Below are 25,642 nucleotides of genomic sequence, written 5' to 3'. Positions count from 1 at the left end.
GCCGGCCCGGGGCGGTTCCCGCGGCTGCGGTCAGGGCGTGTGCGGATCGCTGCGCGGGACGGCCACCGTCACCCGCAGCCCGTGCGGCGGGTTCGTCGCGTACGCGAGGGACCCGCCGCCCGCGGCGAGCAGCGCCCGGGAGATCGACAGGCCGAGCCCGGAGCCCTTGACGTTCTGGTGGCGGCCGCTGCGCCAGAACCGGTCGCCGACGCGGAGCAGCTCCTCGTCGGTCAGGCCGGGTCCGCGGTCGGCGACGACCACGTGCACGAAGGGCCCCTCCGCGGCGACCGACACCTCGACCTCTTCTCCCTCCGGCGTGAACTTGAGGGCGTTGTCGATGACGGCGTCCAGCGCGCTGGAGAGGGCGATGGGGTCGGCCCAGCCCGTGACGGCGGTCCGGCCCGTCTCGGTGATCCGTACGCCCTTCTCCTCCGCGTACGGGCGCCAGGACGCCACCCGTTCGGCGGTCAGTGCCGCGATGTCGGTCAGGCTGAGCTCGGCGGAGGTGTGCTCGGCCAGCGCCAGGTCCAGCAGGTCGTCCAGGACCTGGGTCAGGCGCTTGCCCTCGGTCCGCACGGAGGCGATCTCTTCGTTTCCTTCCGGCAGTTCGAGGGCGAGCAGCTCGATCCGCAGGAGCAGCGCAGCGAGCGGGTTGCGCAGCTGGTGGGAGGCGTCCGCGACGAACGCCCGCTGCTGCTCCAGGACCTCTTCCACGTTGTCGGCCATCTCGTTGAACGAGTGGGCCAGCCGCTGGAGTTCCGGGGGCCCGCCGGCGGCTGCGACCCGGGAGTTCATCCGTCCCGTGGCGATGCCGTGGGCGGCCGCGTCGAGGGTCCGGACCGGCTTGAGCACCCACCTGGTGAGCACGAGGGCGGCGCCGAAGGCCACGAGCATCGCGGCGGCGAGCCCGGCGATGATGATCATCCAGCCGCTCAGGATGCGGGCCCGCATCTGGTCGGTGGGCGACTCGGTGACGACGACCGCGACGACGTCTCCGTCGAGGACGACCGGGGAGGCGACGAGGAGCTTGCCGTGGGTCTGCCAGGGCCACACCTGCGCGGGGTCGTGGCTGCGCCGTCCAGCGAGGGCCTCCTGGAAGGCACGGCGGCCCTCGCCCTGCTCCGGGAGCTCCCACCAGCCGGGGGCGCGGGCCATGGCGTTGTCGTCGCGCAGGAAGATGCCCACGCGGATGCCGTACAGCTGCTGGTAGCGGGCCAGTTCGAGCTGGAGGGTCTCCAGGCGCTCGGTGGCGCCGGTGGAGCCGGAGCCCTCGGCGTCGATGACGAACTGGGCGAGGGCGGCGAAGCGGGCGCTGTCGTCGATCCGGTCGACGACCACGCGCTGCTGCTGCCCGGCGGCCAGGCTCACTGCGAGCGGGAAGCCGAGGGCGAGCAGCACGCCCGCCATCAGGATGACGAGCAGGGGGAGCAGCCGGGCGCGCACGTCAAGGGCCCCGCTAGGCGGCGGCCGGGGCGACGAGCCGGTAGCCCACCCCGCGGACGGTCTCGATGAGGGCGGGCATGCGCAGCTTGGAGCGCAGCGAGGCGACGTGGACCTCCAGGGTCCGGCCGGTCCCCTCCCAGCTGGTGCGCCAGACCTCGCTGATGATCTGCTCGCGGCGGAAGACGACCCCGGGCCGTTGCGCGAGCAGTGCCAGCAGGTCGAACTCCTTGCGGGTGAGCGGTACGTCGGCGCCGTCCACGCTGACGCGGCGGGTGGCCAGTTCGATGCTGACCGGGCCGAGCCGGACCACGTCGGAGCCGCCGCCCGTACCGGTGGCGGTGTCTTCGGGGGCACCGGTGCGCCGGGCGACGGCGTGGATGCGTGCGAGGAGTTCACCCGTGTCGTACGGCTTGACGACGTAGTCGTCGGCGCCCATGTTGAGGCCGTGGATACGGGAGCGGACGTCGCCGCGCGCGGTCACCATGATCACGGGAGTCGAGGTGCGCTTGCGGATCTTCCCGCACACCTCGTAGCCGTCCTGATCGGGCAGGCCGAGGTCGAGCAGGATGACCCCGTAGGGAGTGACGCTGGCCGGCGCTCCTGCGGGTAGCAGGGCCTGCAGGGCCTCCTCGCCGCTACGGGCGTGGGTCACCTGGAAGCCGTGCCGGGCGAGGATCGCGGACAGGGCGGCGGCAACGTGGTCGTCGTCCTCGACGAGCAGCAGTCTCATGGCGTCCCCCTTTTCCTGATCTGGGCCCGTGGTCAATGGGCCACCATGCATCCACGCCGATGGAGAGGCCCACGTCAAGGGGGTTCCGGTCCGGCGCGCCTTCCGTTATGCACCCGGTACGGGCATCCTCGCCCAGCCCACCGCAGTGCGCACGGAGCGTATCGGGGCGAGGCCGTATCGTTATGCTCAATTCTCCCTCAGATGTGATGACGGTGTGCGCGCCGCGTCACTACTGTCCTCCCAACCGAGGAGGACGGAGCTAGAAGCCGATGAGCGGAGTATCAGTGACCAAGGACGTGCAGGATGCGGCCGGCACCGCGGACGACCTGGTCGTACTGAGCAACGTCAACAAGCACTTCGGCGCGCTGCACGTGCTTCAGGACATCGATCTGAGCATTGCCCGCGGTGAGGTCGTCGTGGTGATCGGTCCTTCGGGATCGGGCAAGTCCACGCTGTGCCGGACCATCAACCGCCTGGAGACGATCGACTCGGGCACCATCACGGTCGACGGCAAGGAACTGCCCTCGGAGGGACGGGAACTGGCCCGGCTGCGTGCCGACGTGGGCATGGTCTTCCAGTCCTTCAACCTTTTCGCGCACAAGACCGTGCTGCAGAACGTGATGCTGGGTCAGCTCAAGGTCCGCAAGACGGACTCGGCAGCAGCACTCGAAAAGGCGAAGTCCCTCCTGGACCGGGTGGGGGTCGGCTCGCAGGCTGACAAGTACCCGGCGCAGCTGTCCGGCGGCCAGCAGCAACGCGTGGCGATCGCCCGCGCGCTGGCGATGGACCCGAAGGTGATGCTGTTCGACGAGCCGACCTCGGCGCTCGACCCGGAAATGATCAACGAGGTGCTGGAAGTCATGCAGCAGCTCGCCCGGGAGGGCATGACGATGGTGGTCGTCACGCACGAGATGGGCTTCGCCCGCTCTGCGGCCAATCGGGTCGTCTTCATGGCCGACGGAAAGATCGTCGAAGAGGCCGCGCCCGAGCAGTTCTTCAGCAACCCGCGCAGTGACCGCGCCAAGGATTTCCTTTCGAAGATCCTGCACCACTGACGGTCCCGTCTGGTAGTGATCCCCTGGCGGCTCAGAGCACACGTGTCGCTCGTCGTCCAACAACGTCTCATCCGAGGGAAGTTCACCATGAAGGTTTTCAAGGCCGGTGCGGCCGCGGCCGTGGCCGCAGTCCTCGCTCTGACCGCGACCGCCTGCGGCGGCAGCAGCGACAAGGCGAGCAGTGACGGCGGCGCGTCCGGTGGCGCCAAGAACAAGATCGTCATCGGCATCAAGTTCGACCAGCCGGGTCTGGGCCTCAAGACGCCCGACGGCAAGTTCACCGGCTTCGACGTCGACGTGGCGACGTACGTCGCCAAGGAGCTGGGCTACCAGCCCGACCAGATCGAGTTCAAGCAGGCCGTCAGCGCCGAGCGCGAGAACCTGCTCGCCAACGGTGACGTGAAGCTGGTCGTCGCGACCTACACGATCAACGACAAGCGCAAAGCGAAGGTCGACTTCGCCGGCCCGTACTTCCTGGCCCACCAGGACCTGCTGGTCCGCGCCGACGACACCTCGATCACCAAGGCCGAGGACCTCAACAAGAAGAAGCTCTGCTCGGTCACCGGCTCCACCTCGGCGCAGAACGTCAAGACCAAGCTGGCCCCCGAGGCCGACCTCCAGGAGTTCCCGGGATACTCCGAGTGCCTCACCGGCCTGGAGAACAAGGCCGTCGACGCCCTGACCACGGACGACTCAATCCTGGCCGGTTACGCCGCGCAGGAGAAGAACAAGGGCAAGTTCAAGCTGGCCGGCCTGAAGCTCAGCAACGAGCCCTACGGCATCGGCCTGAAGAAGGGCGACACCGAGCTCCAGACCAAGGTGAACGCCGCGCTCAAGAAGATGGTCTCGGACGGCTCCTGGCAGAAGGCCGTGGACGCGAACTTCGGCCCGGCCAACTACAAGGCCGAGCCGGCGCCGCAGATCACCGAAGGCAGCTGATTCATCGGTGAGAGGGGCCGCCGCCCGCCTGCCTCGGGCAGCGGCCCCTCTCACCGGCCATCCTGGGGAGAGCGCAGGGCAACGTGTTCGACTTTCTTAATTCCGGGCAATATGACGTGCTCGGAGCCTTCTGGGTGACGGTTCAGCTCACCCTCTACTCGGCGGTCGGCTCCCTCATCTGGGGAACCGCCCTGGCCGGAATGCGGGTCAGCCCGGTCCCGCTGATGCGGGCCTTCGGCACCGCGTACGTCAACATCGTGCGCAACATCCCGCTGACCCTCCTGGTCCTCGGATGCTCGCTGGGCCTCTACCAGACCTTGAGCATCACGCTCGGAGGTGGGACCTCCAAAGAGGTCGGCTTCCGCCTCGCGATTCTGGGCCTGATCGCTTACACCGGCACGTTCGTCTGCGAGGCGATCCGCTCGGGCATCAACACGGTCCCTGTGGGCCAGGCCGAGGCCGCCCGCGCACTGGGCCTGAGCTTCTTCCAGGTACTCACCCTGATCGTGCTCCCCCAAGCCTTCCGGGCGGTCATCGCCCCGCTCACGAACGTACTGATCGCCCTCACCAAGAACACCACGGTGGCCGCGACCATCGGTGTGGCCGAGGCGGCCCTGCTGATGAAGGAAATGCTGGAGAACGAGTCGGACGCGATCTTCGCCGTCTTCGCCGTCTTCGCTCTCGGCTTCGTCCTGCTGACCCTGCCCACCGGCCTGCTGCTGGGCTGGGTGGCCAAGCGAGTGGCGGTGAAGCGATGAGCTCCGTTCTGTACGACACCCCCGGCCCCAAGGCCAAGGCCCGCAACTGGATCTACACCGGCGTCTTCCTGGTACTCCTCGCACTGGTCATGTGGTGGGCGCTGTCCCTCATGGCGGAGAAGAACCAGCTCGACGCCGACAAGTGGGCCCCGTTCGTCACCGACAGCCAGATCTGGACGACGTTCCTGCTGCCGGGCCTCGGGGAGACCCTCAAGGCCGGCCTGATCGCCATGGTGATCGCGCTGCCGCTGGGTGCGCTCCTCGGAATCGCCCGGCTCTCGGACCACGCCTGGATACGCGTCCCGGTCGGCACGGTTGTGGAGTTCTTGCGTGCCATCCCGGTCCTGATGCTGATGATCTTCAGCTCCGCCCTGTACGTCATGCTCGGCACCGTCAGCTCCGACCTGCGGCCGCTGTACGCGGTGGTCACCGGCCTGGTCCTGTACAACGCCTCGGTCATCGCCGAGATCGTCCGGGCCGGCATCCTGACGCTGCCGCGCGGCCAGACCGACGCGGCCAAGGCGATCGGCATGCGCAAGGGCCAGATCATGACGTACGTCCTGGTCCCGCAGGCCGTCACGGCGATGCTGCCCGCCCTGGTCAGCCAGCTCGTGGTGATCCTCAAGGACACGGCGCTCGGCGGCGCCGTCCTCGGCTTCGCCGACCTGATGTCGATGAACCGGCAGATCTCCGCCAACTACAGCAACACCATCGCGACCATGGTCGTGATCGCCCTGATCTACATCGCCGTGAACTTCGCGCTCACCACCTTCGCCTCCTGGCTCGAAGGGCGGCTGCGGAAGTCGCAGAAGGGCACCGGCGCGGTCGTCGCCGGGGACGTGGCCGAGGTCGACGCGGGCGGAGCGGCAGGCGTGGGTCAGGCCCCCTGACCCCCGCTCGGCCCCCCGGCGGACACGGCTCCCCGACAACGGAAGCCTGACGTCCGGTCAGTACACTGGCGTGACACCTGTGGTGCGGCGGAACTCATCCGCCGCACCACACGGCGTTGGCGGGGCGGGTGTCACTTGACGCAGGCACCTCCAGTGGGTTGCATACGTTCTGTGATCACATACCGGACATCGGGAGCCGCATCATGGACCCGGTGATCGTCGTCGGCGCGGGGCCCGTCGGACTGTCGCTGGCCCTGGCCCTGGCCGGCTCGGGCGTGCGCTGCGTCGTGCTCGACGAGGGACCGGGGAAGGACCTGCCCCGGCCGGCCCGGACCGTCGTCCTGCACACCGACACCGCCGCGATGGCGCAGCGGCTGGGCTGTACGACCCTGCGCGACGAGGGTGCGTACTACGCGGCCTGGCGCACCATGCGGCGCGGCCGTGACACCGGGCGGACCACCTTCGACGACGGATCCGCCCCCCTGCACCTGCCGCAGCACGCCCTCGCCCGCGGGCTGCGCGACGCCGCGGGAGCGCACCCCCTGGTCCAGCTGGTCGCCGACAGCAAACTGGACTCCCTCGAACAGGACGACCGCGGGGTCACCGCACACACCCGGGGCGCCGAGACGACCTGGTGGCGCGGGAGTTACCTGGTCGGCTGCGACGGAGCCCGCTCCACCGTGCGCAAACTGCTCGGCATCCGCTTCCCGGGCCGCACCGCCGTCGAACGGCATGCCGTGGCCGCGCTGCGCACCGAACTCCCCTGGCCCGGCGAGGCCCTGCTGCACCGCGACCCGCCGCAGGAGACCACCGCCCGACCGCTGCCCGACGGGGTGTGGCGGCTGGACTGGCTGCTTCCGGCCCGCGGCGATCTGGTCACCCCCGACGCTCTGGTGACCCTCGTCCGGGACAGCCTCGCGAGCTGGTGCGGGGGCACCACTCCCCCGTACGACCTGCTCGACACCGGGGTCCACACGCTGCACCACCGGCTCGCCCGGCGCTGGCGCGACCGCCGGGCCTTCCTCGCCGGGGACGCCGCCCACCTGCTGGGCGCCCTCGGCACGCAGGGGGTCGAGGAGGGGCTCCGCGACGCCGAGAACCTCGCCTGGAAGCTGAGCGTGGCCTGGCACCAGGGCGCCTCCGAGGAACTGCTCGACAGCTACGAGGCCGAACGACGTACGGCGGTCGCGGCGCGGCTGCGCGCCGCCGACCAGTCGATGCCGGTGCTCCGCGGCGGGGGCGGACTGCGGACCTTGCTGCCGGGCTCCACCCGCTCCGGTGAACTGCTCCTGACCGACGGCCACTTGGGGCGGGGGCCGCTGGGCGCGGCGCCGACGTACGCCCCACCGGTGGCCGTGCGCGAGGTGCCCACCGACACGGAGCCGGGCGGCCAGGTGGCCGACGTTCCCGTCACCGCGCCCGACGGGTCGACGGTGCCGCTGCGCGATCTGATGGGGCGCGGGCGCCTGCTGGTGGTGCTGGTCGCCCCCGGCACCGGGGTCTGGGACCGGCGGCACTGGCTGGGCGCCGGGCTGATGCCGCGGCTCGCGGCGGCGGTGAGCGCCCTCCCGGTCCGCACCGAACTGCTGGTAGCGGACGGCTACCCGGGCGCCCCGGCGCACACGGTGCTCCTGGTCCGGCCGGACGGGCACCTGGCGGCGACCTTCGCGGGCGTGCGGCCCGCGGAGCTGTACGAGGCGGCGGACACCGTCCGCTCGGGGGCGCCCGGGCTGCTACGGGAGTCTTCCACCACACATCCAGCCGTGATCGATTGACCGGTCCGAGTTCCTCGTGCTTGACTCGCGGACATGACCGGCAACGACGTACGCCTGTGGCGGAGGGTCCATATGGACCTGCTCCGCTACGCGGGCTGCGTGTGTCGCCCTTCCTGCTGATTCGCCCTCTCCTCCCGCGCGCTCCGCGCGCACTTTCGCGAACCCCCAGGACGGTCACGCCCCCATGTCTGCGCCCCTTGCACCCAGTGCATCCACTGCGCCCCTCGCACCTCCGCACGCCCCCGTCCGCGCCGCCCGCGCCCCCTCGGTGACGGCCGCGGAACTCCTCGACTTCGCCCTGCGCACCGCCGCCGACCCGGCGGTCATCGACGCCCTCCCCCTCGACCCCGAGGGCCGGACCTGGATCCGCCTCGACGGGCCGGGCGGCAGCGAGGCCTGGGTGATCGGCTGGCCGCCGGGCACCGGCACCGGCTGGCACGACCACGCCGAGTCGCAGGGCGCGTTCGTCACCGCCCGCGGCCGGCTCAGGGAGCACTCCCTGGCCGTCCGGCTGCCCTCGGAGGGCTGGCGGAGCCTGGAACTCGCCCCCGACCTGGACCGCAGCCGCAGCCTGGGCCCGGGCACGGGCCGGGCTTTCGGCGAGCACCACGTCCACGAGGTGCTCAACGAGTCGCCGGCGGAGCACGCCGTGTCGGTGCACGCGTACTACCCGCCGCTGCCCCTGATCCGCCGCTACAGCCGCACCGGCCGGGTGCTCACGCTGGAGCAGGTCGAGCGTCCGGCGGACTGGCAGTGAGCGCGCCCGTCGGCATCGACGCCCTGCTGGAACGGGTCCGGTCGGGGTACGCCCGCATCGACCCGGCGCAGGCACACGCCGCGTTCCGGGCGGGCGACGCGCTCCTGGTGGACATCCGGTACCAGGCGCTGCGCGACCGCGACGGCCTGATCCCGGGCGCGCTGGTGGTGGAGCGCAACGAACTGGAGTGGCGCCTGGACCCCCAGGGCTCGCACCGCGCCCCCGAGGCCACCTCGCACGACCTGCGGGTCGTGGTGATCTGCAACGAGGGGTACGCCTCTTCCCTCGCGGCGGCCTCCCTCCACGCGCTGGGCCTGCACCGCGCCACGGACCTGACGGGTGGCTTCCAGGCCTGGAAAGCCGCCGGCCTCCCGGTCACCCGCCCCGCACACGAGCCCGTGGCGGGGTCTTCCAGCCCGTCCGGCGTTTGAGGACCGGGCCCGGGGTCTTCCAGCCCGTCCGGCGTTTGAGGACCGGGTCCGGGCGGAGCCCGGGGGAACGGGCGAAGGGCGGGTAGGGGACCAGCCCGCAGGCCACGCACGCCACCGGGTCCGGGGCCCCGCCGCTTCGGCGGCGAGGCCCCGGGTCACCGGCGGGCCGGGCGGCTACCGCGAGGTGGCCACCTCCACCGGCGGCACCCGCAGCGCGACCCGCCCCGGCAGGGCAGTGGCCGCGAGGGCCAGCAGCCCCGCCACGCCGAGCACTGACACGTACACCACCGGCAGCACCGCCGGCGCGGCCGCTCCCGTCATGCCCACGCTGAACGCGGTCAGTACGGCCAGCGAGATCCCCGACCCCAGCACCGCGCCGATCAGCAGCACCGCCAGCGCCTCCGTCCGCAGCATCCGCAGCACCTGGCGCCGCTTCGCCCCGGCCAGCCGCAGCATCGCGAACTCCCGCAGCCGCTCCGACGTGGACATCGCCAGCGTGTTGACGACCGCGATCGCGGTGAAGGCCAGCACCAGCCCCATCGCCAGCAGGTTGATCTCGGCGCCCGCCTGTTGCTGCTCCGCCCGTGCCGCGTCCGCGTCCCGCGCCGACAGCACCCCGACGCCCGGGAACCCCCGCAGCGCCGCGGTCAGCTGCTCGCGCCCGGTCCCCGGCTCGGCCGCCACCAGCACGCTGCTCGCCAGCGGGGCGTCCACGTGCGCCGCGACCAGGTCGTGCGGGAGCGTCACGTCCCCGAAGCCCAGCCCCCGCGCGTAGACGGCCGAGACGGTCAGGGTGACCGGGGTCCCGTCGCCCAGCGCCAGCTCCAGCGGGCTCCCCGGCTTCAGCCCCAGTTGATCGGCGGCCACTTCGCTCACCGCCACGCTCTTCTCGCCGAAGCCGTCCAGGGTGCCGCTCGTCACACCGGGGTCCCAGGTGCGGGTCAGTCCGGCCGGGGTGACCCCCTGCGCGCCGTACTTCGTCAGCCCCACCCGTACGGACGTGTGCACGATCTCGGTGGCCGCCGTGACCCCGGGGGTGCGCCGGATGCTTTCGGCGGCCCCGCCGGTGACGCCCGGTCCCTGCGCGGCCAGTACCCAGCCGGCCCGGATCCCGTCTCGGGCCTGTGCCCGGCCGGCGTTGCCCAGCGTCGGCGTGATGAACAGGACGGTGCAGGTCATGCCGATCAGCAGGGCGAGCGGGGTGACCGCGGAGGCCATCCGGGTGGCGTTGCCGCGTAGGTTCGCGGTGGCCAGGTGCCCTCCCGGGCCGGTCAGCCGCAGCGGGCCGGCGAGCAGCGCGGTCGCGCCCCGGACCAGCGGCGGGCCGAGCAGCGACACCGCGCCGGCGAGGACCACGACCGCGAGGAAGGTCACCGGCGTCGAGGCGGGCTCGGTGCGCAGCGCGCTCAGTACGGCGACCAGTACGGCACCGCCGGCCAGCAGCAGCACCCCGATCGCGATCCGGATCCATGCGGGCCGGCCCCGCTCGACGGCGGCTTCGGCGAGCGCCTCGGCCGGGCGGATCCGGGCGATCCGCCGCCCGGTGATGCGGGCGGCGGCCCAGGCTCCGAGCAGGCTCGCGCCGACGGCGGCGAACATCGGGAAGATCCCAGCGGTGCGCTCCAGGTTGGCGGGGACGACCCCGCTCAGGACGAACCGGCCGTGCAGCCAAGCGGCGAGCGGGAGTCCGGCGAGCGACCCGGCGACACCGCCGGCCAGGCCCACGAGCAGGGCCTCGCGGCCGATCATGCTGCGCAGTTGCTTCGGGGTGGCGGCGATGGCGCGCAGCAGGGCGAGCTCGCGGTAGCGCTGTTGGACGGAGAGGGCGAAGGTGCCGACGACGACGAGGATCGCGACGAGCAGGGAGGTGCCGCCCATGGCTCCGCCCATGGAGACCAGCTTGATGCGTGCGCCGGCCGCGTCGAGGAATTCCACGGGCCCGCGGTCGTCGCCCGTGGCGACCTGTGCGCCGGTGCCCTGGAGTGCCTTCCCGATCCGTTCGGCCAGCTCGCCGGGGTCGGTCCCGGGCGCGGGGAGGATCCCGATGGCGGTGACCCGTCCGTCGCGGGCGGCCAGCCGCTGTGCCTCGGCGTCGCCGAAGAACAGGCTGTTCTGCCGTTCGAGGTCGCCGCGGGCGGTCTGCGCGATCCCGCTCACGGTGTACGTCTTGGGCTCGCCGGTGGCCTGCACGGTGAGCGTCGCACCGGTCTTCAGCCCTGCTCGGGCGGCCAGTTCGCGGTCGACGACGACTTCGCCGCCGCCCTGCGGGGCACGCCCCTCGGCGAGCGTGAAGGGCGTGAGCACGGCGGAGGTCCAGGCGTGCCCGTACGAGGGCTTCGTGGCGCCGGCGGCCTTGACGAGGGGGACGGCCTGGAAGCTGAGCTCGGGCACGGCCCGCTCGACGCCCGGCACGGACCGGACCGCTTCCACGGTGGCGGCGGGCAGCCAGGCCCTCTCGGCGACGGGCTTGGCCTTGTGCTTCGTCTTGACCTTCTGCGGGTCGCCCTTCTTCACCTTGACCGTCGTCTGGTGCACGTTCTGGTCGGCTGAGACGACGACCGGTGCGGCCGCGTAGCGCTCGGTGGCGATCTTTCCGCGGAGTCCGGTTTCCAGGAGCGTGCCGCAGGCGGTGATGAGGGCGGCAGCGCACAGGAGCGCGACGAAGGCGCCGAGGAAACCGGCTTTGCGGTCCCGGACGGTCTGGAGGGCGTAACGCAGCATCATGCGGTCAACTCTGTCGCCGGGGCTGCCCGTTGGCAGTGAAGCACCCTGGCGTCTCGACCCGGGGGCTACCCCCACCCCCGGGCCCTGCGGTGCGGTTCAGAACCGGGGGTACCCCGGGTCTTCGTCCGCGTCCGTGCCGTCGTCGCCCTCTTGTTCCAGCGCGCGCCGGACCACCCGCAGGGCCATGCCTTCCGGGTATCCCTTGCGGGCGAGCATCCCGGCGAGGCGCCGGATCCGCTTGTCCCGCTCCAGGCCCCGCGTGGTGCGGAGCTTGCGCTCCACGAGCTCGCGGGCGGTCTGCTCCTCCTGGTCGGAGTCCAGCTGTTCCAGGGCCTCCTGGACGAGGGTGGCGTGCACCCCTTTGGTGCGCAGCTCCTGCGCGAGGGCCCGGCGGGCGAGGCCCCGGCCGCGGTGCCGGGACTCGACCCAGGCCCCGGCGAAGGCGGCGTCATCGATCAGGCCGACCTCCTCGAACCGGGAGAGGACCTCCTGCGACACCTCCTCGGGGATGCCCCGCTTGTCCAGGGCGTCCGCGAGTTGCCGCCGGGTGCGCGGCATCCCGGTGAGCAGGCGCAGGCAGATCGCCCGCGCTTGCTCCTCGGGACTCTGGGGCGGCAGTTCCTGGCGGCTTTCGCGGCCGCCTTCGCGGCGGCCCTCCCGGTCGCCGTTCCCGCCGCCCCTTTCCTGCTCCCGCACGGTCAGCTCTTGGCGACGGCGGCCTTGGCCGTCGTCTTGGCCTTCGACGCGGGGGCGGGCACGGCCGCGGCGTCGGCCGGCGCAGCAGCGGTGGCTGCCTCGTCGGCGGCGGCGTCCTTGCGCACGCCCACGCCCAGCTTCTCCTTGATCTTCCGCTCGATCTCGTTGGCGAGGTCGGGGTTGTCCTTCAGGAAGTTGCGGGCGTTCTCCTTGCCCTGGCCGAGCTGGTCGCCCTCGTACGTGTACCAGGCGCCGGCCTTGCGGATGAAGCCGTGCTCCACGCCCATGTCGATCAGGCCGCCCTCGCGGCTGATGCCCTGGCCGTAGAGGATGTCGAACTCGGCCTGCTTGAACGGCGGCGCAACCTTGTTCTTGACGACCTTGACGCGGGTGCGGTTGCCGACCGCGTCCGTGCCGTCCTTCAGGGTCTCGATGCGGCGGATATCGAGACGTACGGAGGCGTAGAACTTCAGCGCGCGGCCACCGGTGGTGGTCTCGGGCGAGCCGAACATCACACCGATCTTCTCGCGGAGCTGGTTGATGAAGATCGCGGTGGTCTTGGACTGGTTGAGCGCACCGGTGATCTTCCGGAGCGCCTGGCTCATCAGTCGGGCCTGGAGACCCACGTGCGAGTCGCCCATCTCGCCCTCGATCTCCGCGCGCGGCACGAGCGCGGCCACGGAGTCGATGACGATGAGGTCGAGGGCGCCGGAGCGGACCAACATGTCCACGATCTCCAGCGCCTGCTCGCCGGTGTCCGGCTGCGACAGGATGAGGTTGTCGGTGTCGACGCCGAGGGCCTTCGCGTACTCGGGGTCGAGCGCGTGCTCGGCGTCCACGAAGGCGACGGTGCCGCCGGCCTTCTGCGCGTTGGCCACGGCGTGCAGGGTCAGGGTCGTCTTACCGGAGGACTCCGGGCCGTACACCTCGATCACACGGCCGCGGGGCAGCCCGCCGACGCCGAGGGCGATGTCCAGCGCGGTCGACCCGGTGGGGATGACCTCGATGGGGTCGTTCGGCTTGTCGCCGAGGCGCATGACCGCACCCTTGCCGAATTGCCGTTCAATCTGTGCGAGAGCGGCGTCGAGAGCCTTCTCGCGGTCGGTGCCTGCCATGGGTTCCACCCGGTTTGCTTGAGTCGATCGCTTCACGCCATTGACGCTAACGCCTGCCACTGACAATGCGCTCCCACGCCCGGTTCGGCTGTGGATAACTCATCAGAATGGATGTTCGATTTCCCTGTCAAGCGCGCCGCGCGCCGCCCACCCGGAGGGCGGCCGGACCCGCCGGGCGGCGACACTTCCCCCCGGAGTGACAACCCATGGTTGACACCTCTTGGACTGTCAACCTAGGGTTGCACTCATGACGAACCCTTCGGTGGAACCCGTTCGCATGACCAATCCGGTACGCCTCGACGACCTCATCGAGGCCATCAAGAAGGTCCACACCGACACCCTGGAGCAGCTCAGCGACGCCGTCGTCGCCGCGGAGCACCTCGGGGACGTCGCAGACCACCTCATCGGCCACTTCGTCGACCAGGCCCGCCGCTCCGGCGCCTCCTGGACCGACATCGGCCGCAGCATGGGCGTCACCCGTCAGGCCGCCCAGAAGCGCTTCGTCCCCAAGGGCGACAAGGGCGACGCCGGTGACCTCGACCCCAGCCAGGGCTTCGCCCGGTTCACCCCCCGGGCCCGCAACGTCGTCGTGACCAGCCAGAGCGCGGCCCGCGCCGCCGGCGGCACCGAGATCCGCACCGAACACCTGGTCCTCGGCCTGCTGGCCCAGACCGAAGGGCTCGCCGCGATGGCCCTGCGCGCCCAGAACGTCTCCGTCGACGCCGTGCGGGCCGCCGCGACCGCCGCCCTGCCCGAGGGCGGGACCGACATCCCGGACCTCATCCCCTTCGACGCGGGTGCCAAGAAGGCCCTGGAGCTCACCTTCCGCGAGGCGCTGCGCCTGGGCCACAACTACGTCGGCACCGAGCACATCCTGCTCGCGCTCCTCGAACTGGAGAACGGCGAAGGCGTGCTCAGCGGTCTCGGCGTGGACAAGGCCGCCGTCGAGGCGACCGTCACCGAAGCCCTGGCAGCCGTACTCGCCGGGATGGACGGGAAGTCGTAGCGGACTGCGCGCCGTCCGCCCCCTCCATCAGCGCGTACCGCTTCACGTACGCGCCGAGGAAGGCCTGCAGCGTGGCGACGGCCGGGATCGCGATGAGCGCCCCGACCGCGCCCAGCAGGGCGGTGCCGGCGATGACCGAGCCGAAGGCCACTGCGGGGTGGATGTCCACGGTCCGCGCGGTCAACTTCGGCTGGAGGAGGTAGTTCTCGAACTGCTGGTAGACCACCACGAACCCGAGGACGTACAGCGCGTACCAGGGGTCGACGGTGAAGGCGATCAGCATCGGCAGCGCGCCCGCCAGGTAGGTGCCGATGGTGGGGATGAACTGGGAGACCAGTCCCACCCACACCGCGAGGGCGGGCGCGTACCGCACGTCGAGGACCGCGAAGACGACGTAGTGCGCGATGCCGGACACCAGGGCCATCAGGCTGCGCGAGTAGAGGTAGCCGCCGGTCTTGGCGACCGCGATCTCCCAGGCGCGCAGCACCTCCGACTGCTTCGCCGGCGGCAGTACGGAGCACAGCGCGCGCCGCAACCTCGGCCCGTCGGCGGCGAAGTAGAAGGAGAAGAGCCCGACCGTCAGCAGTCTGAAGAGTCCGCCGAGCACGGTGGCGGACACGTCGAGCACGCCGGTCGCACTGTTCTGCACGTACTTCTGGAGCCAGTCGGAGTGCAGCAGGCTGTCCTGGATCGCGAGCCGGGACAGCTCGGTGTGGAAGGTGGTGTTGATCGAGTCGATCACGCGGTCGAGATAGCTCGGGAAGCCCTCCACCATGCCGACGATCTGCCCGGCGAGCATCGAGCCGAGCAGGACGACGAAGCCGGCGGCCCCGACGAACACCCCGAGGAACACCAGGAAGGTGGCGAGCCCGCGGCGCATGCCGCGGGCCGACATCCGGGCCACGGCGGGTTCGATCGCGAGGGCGAGGAAGAACGCGATCAGGATGTTGACGAGCAGTCCGGTCAGCTGGTGGAAGGCCCAGCTGCCGAGCTGGAAGCAGGCGATGAGGGCCAGGGCGAGGACGATCGCGCGCGGCAGCCAGCGCGGCATCCGAGCCCCGGCCGCCGCCCTTGCCCCGGCGCCGCCGGGAGGCTCAGCGGGACCGGTCCGATCGGCCGGACCGGCCGGGTCCGTCGCATCGGCCGGGCCGCCCGGACCCCGCGTGTCGGCGGTGTCGGTCGTCGTCGTCACGGTCGTCTCATCGGTGGCTGCCACACGGCCAGTCTGTCCCACCCGCCGCGCGGACGGGGAAACGGCCGCCGGCCTCAGCGCAGCGAGGCCGGCACGTCCATCGCCGAACACACCGCGCGCCACACGTCCTTGGCCTCCCAGCCCGCGTCCAGCGCCTGGTGGACGGTGCGTCCGCCGAGCTCCGTCATGACGTGGTCCCGCGCGAAGGATTCCGCGTACGCCGCGCCGAAGTGCTCGGCCATCCGCTCCCAGAAAATCGTCAACCGCATGCCCCCAGTATCCCGCCCCGGGAGAGTGCACCGGCGCTGTTCGCCCTCCGTCCCCGCGCCGCCGCGTCCTACGGTGTCACGCATGTCTGGAGACGAAGATTGCGCGCCGGCCCCACCGACTGCACCGACTCCACTGACCCCGCCGTCCCCGCTGGCCCGCGCCGAGCGGTTCATGTGGCTCACGGCCCGGGTGCTGGAGCAGCGGCGCTTCGCGTTCCACTTCCTCGGCGGGGACCCCGACGCAGTGGACACCGCCCTCGGCTCCTACCTCAACGCCGACGGCGGCTACGGCCACGCCCTCGATCCGGATCTGCGCGGCCCGCTCAGCCAGCCGCTGCACACGGCGCACGCCCTGCGGGTCCTGGACAGCCTGGGCCGCTGCGCCGGGCAGCGGATCGAGCGGCTCTGCCGTCACCTGACCCGCGTTTCCACCGCGGACGGCGCGCTCCCGGTGGTCCTCCCGGCGCCGCGCGCCTACCCGGCGGCCCCGTACCACCCGGTGCTCGACGACCCGCCGGGCGAGCTGCTCACCACGGGCCCGGTGGTCGGCGTGCTGCACCGCAACCGGATCTGGCACGCGTGGCTGTTCCGGGCCACGGACTTCTGCTGGGAGCGGGTCGAGACCCTGCGCCACGCGAACCCGTACGAGGTCCAGAGCGCGGTGGCGTTCCTCGACGGCGCCCCCGACCGGGCGCGGGCGGTGGCGGCCGCGGACCGGCTGGGGCGGCTCGTGCGCGAGCAGCGGCTCGTCGTGCTCGACCCGCGCCGCCTCCGGGAGTACCCGCCGTATCCGGGGTGCGCCCCGGGCGAGCTGCTCTTCCCACACGATGTGGCCCGGCGGCCGGAATCTCTGGCGCGCGGCTGGTTCACCGACGAGGAGCTGAGGCGTTCGCTGGACTTCCTGGCCGCCGGGCAGCAGCCGGACGGCGGCTGGCCGGTGCGGCGCCTCGCATGGGCGCCGGGCAGCTCGCTGGAGCGGCGTCCGATCGCCACCCTGGAGGCGCTGCTGACGCTGCGCGCGTACGGGCGCCCGCTGGCCGGCGATCCCCCGGCGGAGGCTACCCGCCCAGGGCCCTGACGCCTGCGGTGACGACCACGGCGGCCCCGACGACCAGCAGGAACGGGGCCCGCAGCAGCAGCGCGAGTCCGGCGGCGGCCAGCCCCGCGGCGCGGGCGTCGAGCACGAGGGCCTGCCCGGTGCCGAAGGTCTGCTGGGCGGTGAGCGCGGCCAGCAGCGCGACCGGCAGCAGCGCGGCGAGCCTGCGCACCGTCGGCCGCTCCAGTGCCCCGGCGGGCACGAGCAGCCCGGCGAGCTTGACGGCGTAGCAGCCGGCGACGGTGAGCGCGATGGCGATCCAGACGTTCACGAGCGGCGTCCCTTCAGCCAGAGGACCGCCGGGGCGGCGAGGGCGGCGACGAGCACGGGCAGCCCGGCGGGCAGTACGGGGAGCAGGCCCAGCCCGAGGACGACGGCGAGCGCGGCGACGGCCCGCTCGGTGGCGGTCTTCAGCATCGGCGCGAGCAGGGCCAGGAACACGGCCGGTCCGGCGGCGTCCAGCCCCCATGCGTCGGTGTCGCCCAGGGCTTCGGCGCCGAGGGCGCCGAGCAGGGTGGTCAGGTTCCACAGGACGTACAGGCTCAGCCCGGTCACGGTGAAGCCGAGCCGTGCCGACTTGCGGTCGGGCTGGGCCAGTGCCACGGCGGTGGTCTCGTCGATCACCCAGTGGGCGGCGAGCGGCCGTACGGGCCGGGGCAGGGCCAGCAGCTGGGACAGCCGCAGCCCGTAGAAGGCGTTGCGCGTGCCGAGGAAGAAGGCGCCGGCGGCGGCGGTGAACGGGTTCCCGCCGGCGGCCAGGGCCCCGACCAGCGCGAACTGCGAGGCGCCGGTGAACACCAGCAGGCTCAGGACGCAGGCCTGGAGCACGCTGATCCCGGCCCCGGCGGCGGTCACCCCGAACGCGAACCCGGACAGCCCGACGGCCACCCCGACCCCGAGCGCATCGCGTATGACGGCGCCGCGCGGCCGCTCCGCCGCCCCGCCGGGGGTCTCCTGCCTCACCATCTGACGTTCTCGCACGCCGTGACCGTACGCAGGGCGGGGCGGCCGGGTCTTGTACGTTCTTGCACGCGGGAGGAGGTGCGAGGTGAGGGGCTCAGTCCCGGCGTCGCACCGCCACGCCGAGCAGGTCGGTCAGCTCCGCCCCCACCGCGCCCAGCAGCCCGGCGCCGAACACGGTCAGGGTGTGCTCCCAGGGGTGGCCGAAGGTGCCGAAGCGCAGGTCGGGGTCCACGTAGAGGTGGAAGTCGCCGTCCGGGTACGCCCGGCCCGGCCACTGCGGCTGCCCGGGGCCGCCGACCCGCTGCGGGTCGGCGGAGTAGCAGGGGTGCTGCCAGTCCAGCCACCACACCTGCTCACCGGCCGGGGTGACGGCGGCCAGCCCGCGCCGGACGATCCGGTCCAGCGCGGCGACCAGCTCCTCCTCGGGGTCGCCGAGCGGCCAGGTGGCGGACGGGACGGGCGCGGCGAAGCCGGGCATGTCCACGACCCTGGTCCGGAAGCCGAAGCCGGTGCGCAGCCGGTCCCACACCGCGTCCTCCTCCGCCCCCGCGAGTTCCCGGACGGGCCGGGTCCGGGCGGGGGCCACGGCCAGGTCGAGCCGGAGGGTGCGGACGGTGGTGAGCTCGACGAATCCCGCCGCGAGGAGAGCCGTGCGCAGCTCCCCGACCGCCTCGGCGGCGCAGTACCCCGCCGGGCCGGGCGGTGTCCAGTGGCGGACGAAGGCGGCGGCCGCGGCGGGCTCGGTCACCCCGCCGACCAGCATGAATTCGGTGCCGCGGGCGACCTCCGTCCAGCCGGCGGCCACCACGCGCCCCTGCTCGAACAGCAGGGAGAGGTCTCCGGGGTCGCAGCGCCAACCGCGGTCGGCCTCGAACTCGGCGAGCGGCTTGGCGTGCGGCCCGCTCGCGGCGGCCAAGGCCCGCCAGGAGGAGTCCGCCTGCGGGCCGCCGGCCGTCCCGATCGAACGGACGTCGGCGGCACCGGCCCCGGCGGCCCGGTTCGGCGCGAGCCGCGCGAGATCCGCCACGAGCAGTGAACGGGGGGCGTCCGCGGTGAACCCGGCGGCGGCCAGCTCCTGCGCCAGATCCGGCGGGTCCTGCCCGTACGCGTTCCACCGGACGGGTTCGCCGCGTGCCGCGAAGGCCTCCTGCTGCCGCCGCACCAGCCCGGCCAGCTCGGCGCGCGGGACGTCCGTGAGCGGCTGGTGCCCGACCGTGCCGTGGGTGCCGTAGTGGGTCCGTACGAGGGGCCCGTCCCGCTCGATCACGGCGCCCGTCGGCGGCCACTCGGGCACCCGCCCCCGTACCTGCGCCGCGTACGCGGCCCACAACCTGGCCTGCTCCGACCGGTCCACGGCGGGGAGCCTAACGCCCCGCCCGCTCGCGGCGGTACGCACCCGGGGGGACCCCCACGATGCGGGTGAAGTGCCGGTTCAGGTGCGGCTGGTCGGTGAAGCCGACGGCGAGGGCCGCCTCGGCCGGCGCGGTACCCGCGTCGAGCAGCCGGCGGGCCCGCCGGACCCGGGCGTCGGTCAGCCAGGTGTGCGGCGGCATCCCGTACCGGTCCCGGAAGGCCCGCAGCAGGGCGAACGGGCTGGTCCCCAGTTCCGCGGCCAGCTGTTCCAGCGAGGGCGGCTCGGCCATCCGCTCCTGGAGCACGGCCCGGGCCGCCGCGGCGTCGACGGCACCGGCGCTGCGGACCGTACGGGCGGGCAGCGGCCCGGCGTACCGGGTCAGCATCCGGGCCACGGCGGCGCGCAGCAGCGTGTCGGCGGCCAGTGCGTTGCCCTCCTCGGCGGCCCGGTGCACCTCGGTGATGGTGTGCGAGGTCTGCGGGTCGGTGACCGAGTCGGCCGTGAAGCCGGGGGTGCCTCGCAGGTTGCCGATGTCCGCGGCCACCTCGGCGATCAGTTCCCGCGAGGGGTAGAGGGTGGCGTACACCCAGCCCTCGGGAGCACCGGCGCGCGCGGTATGCGGCACCTCGGGGTTGATCAGGACCACGCTGCCGGGTCCGGCGCGGACGGTGCCGCCGGGCAGGCCGACTTCCTCGATGCCGCCGGTGACGGCGGCGATGACGTACCCGTCGTGGGCGTGCCGCGGGAAGGTGTGGCGCACGTAGTGGGCGCGCAGCAGGTCCAGGCCGGGCAGTTCCGGGTACCGCCAGTGCCTCGCCCACTCCGTCTCGTCCGCCATGCCCCCATTCTGCGCCCCGCCCCGTCCTGGTGTTTGCCCAGGTCCGGGCCGTTGTCGGTGCCCGGGTGCAGGATGGGGGCATGGCCGGCTCTGCGCTCGAATCGTTCTCCCCCGCGACCCGCTCCTGGTTCACGGGGGCCTTCGCGCGGCCGACGTCCGCGCAAGAGGGGGCCTGGCGGGCCATCCGGGAGGGCTCCGACGTGCTCGTCGTGGCGCCGACGGGTTCCGGCAAGACCCTGGCCGCGTTCCTCGCCGCCCTCGACCAGCTGGCGTCGGTCCCGCCGCCCGCCGAACCGAAGAAGCGCTGCCGGGTGCTGTACGTGTCCCCGCTGAAGGCCCTCGCGGTCGACGTGGAGCGCAACCTGCGCAGTCCGTTGACCGGCATCCGCCAGGAGTCGGTCCGGCTGGGCCTGCCCGAGCCGGAGGTGCGGGTGGGGATCCGCTCCGGGGACACCCCGCCCGCGGAGCGGCGGGCGCTGGCCACCCGGCCGCCGGACATCCTGATCACCACGCCCGAGTCGCTGTTCCTGATGCTGACGTCGGCGACGCGCGAGGCACTCGCCGGGATCGAGACGGTGATCCTGGACGAGGTGCACGCGGTGGCGGGGACCAAGCGCGGCGCGCACCTGGCCCTGTCGCTGGAGCGGCTGGACGAGCTTCTGCCCCGCCCGGCGCGCCGGATCGGCCTGTCGGCGACGGTCCGGCCGGTGGACGAGGTGGCCCGCTACCTCGCGCCGCGCGGCAAGGTGGAGATCGTCCAGCCGCCTTCGTCGAAGGAGTTCGACCTGTCGGTGGTCGTCCCGGTGCAGGACATGGGCGAGTTGGGCGGCTCGCCGGCGACGGAGGGCAAGGACGGCGGGGACAAGCCGTCGATCTGGCCGCACGTGGAGGAGCGGATCGCGGATCTGGTCCAGGCGCACCGTTCGACGATCGTGTTCGCCAACTCCCGCCGCCTCGCCGAGCGGCTGTGCAACCGGCTGAACGAGATCGCGTACGAGCGCGCCGTGGGCGAGGAGCTGCCCGAGGGCTCGCCCCCGGCGGAGGTCATGGCCCAGTCGGGGGCGGCCCGGGGCGCCCCGGCGCTGCTGGCGCGGGCGCACCACGGCTCGGTCTCCAAGGAGCAGCGGGCGCTGGTGGAGGAGGACCTGAAGGCGGGCCGGCTGCCCGCCGTGGTCGCGACCTCCAGTCTGGAACTGGGCATCGACATGGGCGCCGTGGACCTGGTGGTGCAGGTGGAGTCGCCGCCGTCGGTGGCCTCGGGGCTCCAGCGCGTGGGCCGGGCCGGGCACCAAGTGGGCGCGGTCTCGACGGGCGTCGTGTTCCCCAAGTACCGCGGGGACCTGGTCCAGGCGGCCGTGGTCACCGAGCGGATGCGCACCGGGTCGATCGAGTCGCTGCGCATCCCGTCGAATCCGCTGGACGTGCTCGCGCAGCAGCTGGTGGCGATGACCGCGATGGACACCTGGCAGCTGGACGAGCTGCTGGCGCTGGTGCGGCGGGCGGCGCCGTTCGCGGCGTTGCCGGAGTCGGCGTTCACCGCGGTCCTGGACATGCTGGCGGGCCGCTACCCGTCCGACGCGTTCGCGGAGCTCAGACCGCGGGTGGTGTGGGACCGGGTGGCGGGGACGGTCACCGGCCGGCCGGGGGCGCAGCGGCTCGCGGTCACCTCCGGCGGCACCATCCCCGACCGCGGGCTGTTCGGGGTGTTCCTCGCGGGCGCGGACCCGAAGAAGGGCGGGGGCCGGGTCGGCGAGCTCGACGAGGAGATGGTCTACGAGTCCCGTGTGGGGGACGTGTTCACGCTGGGCACCACCTCCTGGCGGATCGAGGACATCACCCGCGACCGGGTGCTGGTCTCCCCCGCGCCCGGGGTTCCCGGCCGGCTGCCGTTCTGGAAGGGCGACCAGCTGGGCCGCCCCCTCGAACTGGGCCGTGCGGTCGGCGCGTTCCTGCGCGAGCTCGGCGGCCTGACCGAGGAGGACGCCCGGCTGCGCCTGGTGGCGGCCGGCCTCGACGCCTGGGCCGCGGAGAACGTGCTGGCGTACCTCGCGGAGCAGCGCGAAGCCTGCGGCCACGTCCCGGACGACCGGACCATCGTGGTCGAGCGGTTCCGTGACGAGCTCGGCGACTGGCGGGTCGTGGTCCACTCCCCGTTCGGCGCCCAGGTGCACGCCCCCTGGGCGCTGGCCCTCGGCGCCCGCCTCGCCGAGCGGTACGGGATGGACGCGCAGGTCATGCATGCGGACGACGGGATCGTGCTCCGCCTCCCGGATGCGGACCTGCTGTCCATGGACCTGCTCGACCACGATCCGGCGAACCCGCACGCCTTCGAGTTCGACGACGAGCAGGCCCCGCTGGGCGCCGCCGACGTAGCCTTCGAGCACGGGGAGATCAACCAGATCGTCACCGACCAGGTGGGCGGCTCCGCACTGTTCGCCTCCCGGTTCCGCGAGTGCGCGGCGCGCGCCCTGCTGCTGCCGCGCCGCAGTCCCGGCAAGCGCACTCCGTTGTGGCAGCAGCGCCAGCGGGCCTCCCAGCTGCTCCAGGTGGCTTCGGAGTTCGGTTCGTTCCCGATCGTGCTGGAAGCCGTACGGGAATGCCTCCAGGACGTGTTCGACGTGCCGGGTCTGACGGAGCTGATGGGGGACATCGAGGCGCGCCGGGTCCGCCTGGTCGAGGTCACCACCGCGGAACCGTCGCCCTTCGCCCGGTCGCTGCTCTTCGGGTACGTCGCCCAGTTCCTGTACGAGGGGGACTCGCCGCTCGCCGAGCGCAGGGCGGCCGCGCTCTCGTTGGACTCCCGCCTGTTGGCGGAGCTGCTCGGCCAGGCGGAGCTGCGCGAACTGCTCGATGCGCAAGTGCTGGAGGAACTGGAGCTGGAGCTCCAGTGGCTGACGGAGGACCGGCGGGCCAAGGACGCCGAGTCCGTCGCCGACCTGTTGCGTCTGCTCGGCCCGCTGACCGGCGCCGAACTGGCCGAGCGGGGCGCCGACCCGGCCTGGCCGAAGGCCCTGGCCGAGGCCCGCCGGGCCATCGCGGTCCGGATCGGCGGAGCGGACCACTGGGCGGCGATCGAGGATGCGGGCCGGCTGCGCGACGCGCTGGGTACGGCGCTCCCGGTCGGCGTCCCGGAGGCGTTCACCGAGCCGGTCAAGGACCCCCTCGGCGACCTCATGGCCCGGTACGCCCGTACCCACGGGCCGTTCACCACGGCCGCCGTCGCCGCCCGCTTCGGCCTGGGCACGGCGGTGACCGAGGGCGCCCTGCACCGGCTCGCGGCGGCGGGGCGGGTGGTGCAGGGCGAGTTCCATCCGGCCGGCATCGGCCAGGAGTGGTGCGACGCGGCCGTGCTGCGCAGGCTGCGCCGCCGCTCCCTGGCCGCGTTGCGCCAGGAGCTGGAGCCGGTCCCGCCGACCTCCCTGGCCACGTTCCTGCCGCAGTGGCAGCACCTGGGCGGCGCCCTGCGCGGCATCGACGGTCTGGCCCGGGCCGTCGAGCAGCTCCAGGGTGCCCCGGTGCCCGCCTCGGCGCTGGAGCGGCTGATCCTCCCCTCGCGGGTGGCGGGCTACTCGCCGACCCTGCTGGACGAGCTGACCACCACGGGGGAGGTGGTCTGGGCGGGCGCCGGGGCCCTCCCGGGCAAGGACGGCTGGGTCTCGCTGTACCTGGCGGACGCGGCTCCGCTACTGCTGCCGCCGCCGCACCCGCTGGAGCTGACGCCCCTTCACCAGGCGGTCCTCGACACCCTGTCGGGCGGGTACGGGCTGTTCTTCCGTCAGCTCGCGGAGTCGGTGCGCGCCAAGTGGTCCGAGGCCACCGACCTCGAACTGTCCGATGTCGTCTGGGACCTGGCCTGGTCGGGCCGGCTGACCAACGACACGCTGTCCCCGCTGCGCTCGCTGCTCGGCTCGGGCCGGACCGCGGGCGCCACCGCCCACCGGGCCCGGCGCACCGTCCCGCGCGGCCGGTACGGGACGCTCGGCGCGCAGGTGTCCCGCCCGGGCCCGCCCACGGTTTCGGGCCGCTGGTCGTTGTTGCCCGCACAGGCGGCCGACCCCACCCACCGGGCCCACGCATTGGCCCGGACCCTGCTGGACCGGCACGGCGTGGTCACGCGGGGCGCGGTCGCCGCCGAGGGCGTGGAGGGCGGCTTCAGTGCGGTCTACCGCGTCCTGTCGGCCTTCGAGGACAGCGGGCAGGCCCGCCGCGGCTATGTGGTGGAGGGCCTGGGCGCGGCCCAGTTCGCGATGGACGGGGCGGTGGACCGGCTGCGGTCGGCCGAGCGGACCCCGCCCCCGCTGGCGGCGGTGGTCCTGGCGGCCGCCGACCCGGCGAACGCGTACGGGGCGGCCCTTCCCTGGCCCGAGCCCCCGGCCGGGGCCACCCACAAGCCCGGCCGCAAGGCGGGCTCGCTGGTGGTCCTGGTCGACGGTGAGCTCACCCTGTACCTGGAGCGGGGCGGCAAGACGCTGCTGGTCTGGCCCCCGGCGCAGGACCCGCGGCTCGCGGCGGCCACGGCGGCGCTCGTGGCGGCGTCCCGGGCCGGCACCCTCCCGGCGCTCACGGTGGAGCGCGTCAATGCGGCCCCGGCGCTGACCTCTGCGCTGGGCCGGGACCTGGAGACCGCCGGATTCCATGCCACTCCGCGAGGGCTGCGCCTACGAAACTGAATCCGGCATTCCGGTATCGACCATTGCACTTACGTCCCGCTTATGTATTGAGCATGTCACGAAGCCCGTCTCAGCTGGCCGAGCCGGCCCTTTCTCGACTATCAAGATCCACGGAGGCATCGAAAGTGAAGGTGCCACGTCAAGGTGAACAGCCATGGGGGAGAAGAAAAGTGAGCACCAACGGTATGCGACGAGCAGCAACGGGCGTCATCGGACTGGCGGTTGCCGGAACCCTGACGCTGACCGGCTGTAAGAACGGCAACGAGGAGGCCGGCCCCGCGCAGTCGAGCGCCCCGGCCGGCCAGCCCAGCACCCCGGAGGGCTACGGCTCCGCACAGCCCTCCGCCCCGGCCAGCCCCTCCACCGGCGGCAGCGACGCCTCCGGCGGCGCGGCGGGCGGCGCGGCGGGCGCCCAGGCGAAGCCCGGCCAGACCTTCAAGATCGGCGAGACGGCGACCGTACCGTTCAGCTACGGCAACACCAAGGGCGGCACCATCGCCCTCACCGTCACCGCCGTCGAGCAGGGGCAGCCGGCCGACCTCGCCTCGCTCAACCTGGGCGACAAGGTGAAGGGGATGATCCCCTACTACGTCCGCTACTCGGTCAAGAACGTCGGCACCGTCGACCTGTCGTTCGCCGCCGTGGGCCACATGAAGGGCCTGCTCCCGGACGGCTCCGAGGCCCAGGGCGTCTCCGTCCTCGGCAAGTTCGAGAAGTGCAAGGACGACGCGCTGCCGAAGGGCTTCACCAACGGCCAGACGCAGACCGGCTGCGCGATCGCCCTGGCGCCCTCGGCCCAGACCAAGGTCGTCGGCGCCGAGTACTGGGGTGACCCCTACAACTCGCTGAACAACGGCAAGGGCCTCTTCTGGAAGTAGTCGCCCGGCGGAAGCAGTAGCGGTCACCTCCGCACCTTCCCCGTCCCGGCCGAAGCCCCCGCC

At 72.9% G+C, this 25,642-nt stretch carries 22 protein-coding genes and 1 pseudogene; 12 read left to right on the top strand and 11 right to left on the bottom strand.

Annotated elements, in window-relative coordinates:
- Positions 1–30 precede the first annotated feature (30 nt).
- A complete protein-coding gene (locus tag OG974_RS00195; RefSeq protein ID WP_327278891.1) occupies positions 31–1,443 on the bottom strand; it encodes a HAMP domain-containing sensor histidine kinase in 1,413 nt (470 codons plus the stop codon).
- Between the two features lie 13 nt (positions 1,444–1,456).
- Positions 1,457–2,173 carry a response regulator transcription factor gene (locus tag OG974_RS00190; RefSeq protein WP_327278890.1) on the bottom strand — a complete coding sequence of 239 codons (717 nt, stop codon included), beginning with the start codon at positions 2,171–2,173 and terminating at the stop codon, positions 1,457–1,459.
- Positions 2,174–2,442: 269 nt separating this feature from the next.
- Here OG974_RS00190 and OG974_RS00185 point away from each other — a divergent pair, with 269 nt between their 5' ends.
- The 8 genes from OG974_RS00185 to OG974_RS00150 all read left to right on the top strand — a co-directional run bounded on the left by OG974_RS00185 (position 2,443) and on the right by OG974_RS00150 (position 8,778).
- Positions 2,443–3,228 carry an amino acid ABC transporter ATP-binding protein gene (locus OG974_RS00185; RefSeq protein ID WP_328763946.1) on the top strand — a complete coding sequence of 262 codons (786 nt, stop codon included), beginning with the start codon at positions 2,443–2,445 and terminating at the stop codon, positions 3,226–3,228.
- A gap of 87 nt (positions 3,229–3,315) precedes the next feature.
- On the top strand, positions 3,316–4,167 hold the full coding sequence (locus OG974_RS00180) for a glutamate ABC transporter substrate-binding protein (RefSeq protein ID WP_329314693.1): 852 nt from the start codon (positions 3,316–3,318) through the stop codon (positions 4,165–4,167).
- A gap of 83 nt (positions 4,168–4,250) precedes the next feature.
- Positions 4,251–4,925 (top strand): amino acid ABC transporter permease, encoded by a 675-nt coding sequence (locus tag OG974_RS00175; protein WP_329314691.1) that lies wholly within the window; start codon positions 4,251–4,253, stop codon positions 4,923–4,925.
- Positions 4,922–5,815, top strand: coding sequence for an amino acid ABC transporter permease (locus OG974_RS00170; RefSeq protein ID WP_329314689.1), 894 nt, complete (start codon positions 4,922–4,924; stop codon positions 5,813–5,815). Before OG974_RS00175 ends, OG974_RS00170 begins: the two co-directional genes overlap by 4 nt.
- Positions 5,816–6,018: 203 nt before the next feature.
- Complete coding sequence (locus OG974_RS00165; RefSeq protein ID WP_329314687.1) at positions 6,019–7,590, top strand: FAD-dependent monooxygenase; 1,572 nt, start codon at positions 6,019–6,021, stop codon at positions 7,588–7,590.
- A gap of 33 nt (positions 7,591–7,623) precedes the next feature.
- Positions 7,624–7,710, top strand: coding sequence for a putative leader peptide (locus tag OG974_RS00160; protein WP_311318651.1), 87 nt, complete (start codon positions 7,624–7,626; stop codon positions 7,708–7,710).
- Between the two features lie 64 nt (positions 7,711–7,774).
- Positions 7,775–8,347 carry a cysteine dioxygenase gene (locus OG974_RS00155; RefSeq protein WP_327278884.1) on the top strand — a complete coding sequence of 191 codons (573 nt, stop codon included), beginning with the start codon at positions 7,775–7,777 and terminating at the stop codon, positions 8,345–8,347.
- A complete protein-coding gene (locus tag OG974_RS00150) occupies positions 8,344–8,778 on the top strand; it encodes a rhodanese-like domain-containing protein (protein ID WP_327278883.1) in 435 nt (144 codons plus the stop codon). The genes OG974_RS00155 and OG974_RS00150 overlap by 4 nt, the downstream gene beginning before the upstream one ends.
- A 174-nt stretch (positions 8,779–8,952) precedes the next feature.
- On the opposite strand, the gene OG974_RS00145 is transcribed toward OG974_RS00150, so the two are convergent.
- The 3 genes and pseudogenes from OG974_RS00145 to recA all read right to left on the bottom strand — a co-directional run bounded on the left by OG974_RS00145 (position 8,953) and on the right by recA (position 13,313).
- Positions 8,953–11,502, bottom strand: a complete 2,550-nt coding sequence (locus OG974_RS00145; RefSeq protein WP_327278882.1) for an FtsX-like permease family protein — start codon at positions 11,500–11,502, stop codon at positions 8,953–8,955.
- A gap of 96 nt (positions 11,503–11,598) precedes the next feature.
- A pseudogene (gene recX / locus OG974_RS00140) lies at positions 11,599–12,309 on the bottom strand (recombination regulator RecX); the annotation flags it as partial.
- On the bottom strand, positions 12,201–13,313 hold the full coding sequence (gene recA, locus OG974_RS00135; protein WP_327278881.1) for a recombinase RecA: 1,113 nt from the start codon (positions 13,311–13,313) through the stop codon (positions 12,201–12,203). The pseudogene recX and the gene recA, both read right to left, overlap by 109 nt.
- Before the next feature lie 247 nt (positions 13,314–13,560).
- On the opposite strand from recA, the gene OG974_RS00130 reads away from it, so the two are divergent.
- Positions 13,561–14,319, top strand: a complete 759-nt coding sequence (locus OG974_RS00130) for a Clp protease N-terminal domain-containing protein (RefSeq protein ID WP_327278880.1) — start codon at positions 13,561–13,563, stop codon at positions 14,317–14,319.
- On the opposite strand, the gene OG974_RS00125 is transcribed toward OG974_RS00130, so the two are convergent.
- The gene (locus OG974_RS00125; protein ID WP_329316436.1) at positions 14,270–15,370 is read right to left on the bottom strand and encodes an AI-2E family transporter; all 1,101 of its coding nucleotides are present in this window, start codon (positions 15,368–15,370) and stop codon (positions 14,270–14,272) included. The two genes, OG974_RS00130 and OG974_RS00125, sit on opposite strands and share 50 nt — an antisense overlap.
- Before the next feature lie 215 nt (positions 15,371–15,585).
- Positions 15,586–15,780, bottom strand: coding sequence for a DUF3046 domain-containing protein (locus OG974_RS00120; protein WP_327278879.1), 195 nt, complete (start codon positions 15,778–15,780; stop codon positions 15,586–15,588).
- 82 nt (positions 15,781–15,862) lie between these two features.
- Here OG974_RS00120 and OG974_RS00115 point away from each other — a divergent pair, with 82 nt between their 5' ends.
- On the top strand, positions 15,863–16,858 hold the full coding sequence (locus tag OG974_RS00115; RefSeq protein WP_371644999.1) for a hypothetical protein: 996 nt from the start codon (positions 15,863–15,865) through the stop codon (positions 16,856–16,858).
- On the opposite strand, the gene OG974_RS00110 is transcribed toward OG974_RS00115, so the two are convergent.
- The 4 genes from OG974_RS00110 to OG974_RS00095 all read right to left on the bottom strand — a co-directional run bounded on the left by OG974_RS00110 (position 16,839) and on the right by OG974_RS00095 (position 20,031).
- Positions 16,839–17,147, bottom strand: a complete 309-nt coding sequence (locus OG974_RS00110) for an AzlD domain-containing protein (RefSeq protein WP_327278878.1) — start codon at positions 17,145–17,147, stop codon at positions 16,839–16,841. The two genes, OG974_RS00115 and OG974_RS00110, sit on opposite strands and share 20 nt — an antisense overlap.
- Positions 17,144–17,842 carry an AzlC family ABC transporter permease gene (locus OG974_RS00105; protein ID WP_327285811.1) on the bottom strand — a complete coding sequence of 233 codons (699 nt, stop codon included), beginning with the start codon at positions 17,840–17,842 and terminating at the stop codon, positions 17,144–17,146. Before OG974_RS00105 ends, OG974_RS00110 begins: the two co-directional genes overlap by 4 nt.
- A gap of 91 nt (positions 17,843–17,933) precedes the next feature.
- Positions 17,934–19,193: a DUF2716 domain-containing protein gene (locus tag OG974_RS00100; protein ID WP_327278877.1), complete on the bottom strand. Its 1,260-nt coding sequence runs from the start codon at positions 19,191–19,193 to the stop codon at positions 17,934–17,936.
- A 10-nt stretch (positions 19,194–19,203) separates the two neighbouring features.
- Positions 19,204–20,031 carry an AraC family transcriptional regulator gene (locus OG974_RS00095; protein ID WP_327278876.1) on the bottom strand — a complete coding sequence of 276 codons (828 nt, stop codon included), beginning with the start codon at positions 20,029–20,031 and terminating at the stop codon, positions 19,204–19,206.
- 80 nt (positions 20,032–20,111) lie between these two features.
- Here OG974_RS00095 and OG974_RS00090 point away from each other — a divergent pair, with 80 nt between their 5' ends.
- Both OG974_RS00090 and OG974_RS00085 read left to right on the top strand, forming a co-directional pair.
- A complete protein-coding gene (locus tag OG974_RS00090; RefSeq protein ID WP_328763930.1) occupies positions 20,112–24,701 on the top strand; it encodes an ATP-dependent helicase in 4,590 nt (1,529 codons plus the stop codon).
- 170 nt (positions 24,702–24,871) lie between these two features.
- Positions 24,872–25,579 (top strand): hypothetical protein, encoded by a 708-nt coding sequence (locus OG974_RS00085; protein ID WP_327278874.1) that lies wholly within the window; start codon positions 24,872–24,874, stop codon positions 25,577–25,579.
- Positions 25,580–25,642 lie beyond the last annotated feature (63 nt).

Origin of the sequence: Streptomyces sp. NBC_00597 (assembly GCF_041431095.1) — a bacterium.
GTDB lineage: Bacteria > Actinomycetota > Actinomycetes > Streptomycetales > Streptomycetaceae > Streptomyces.
Note: the sequence above shows the minus strand (reverse complement) of the source record. Positions and strands in the feature narration are given on the sequence as shown.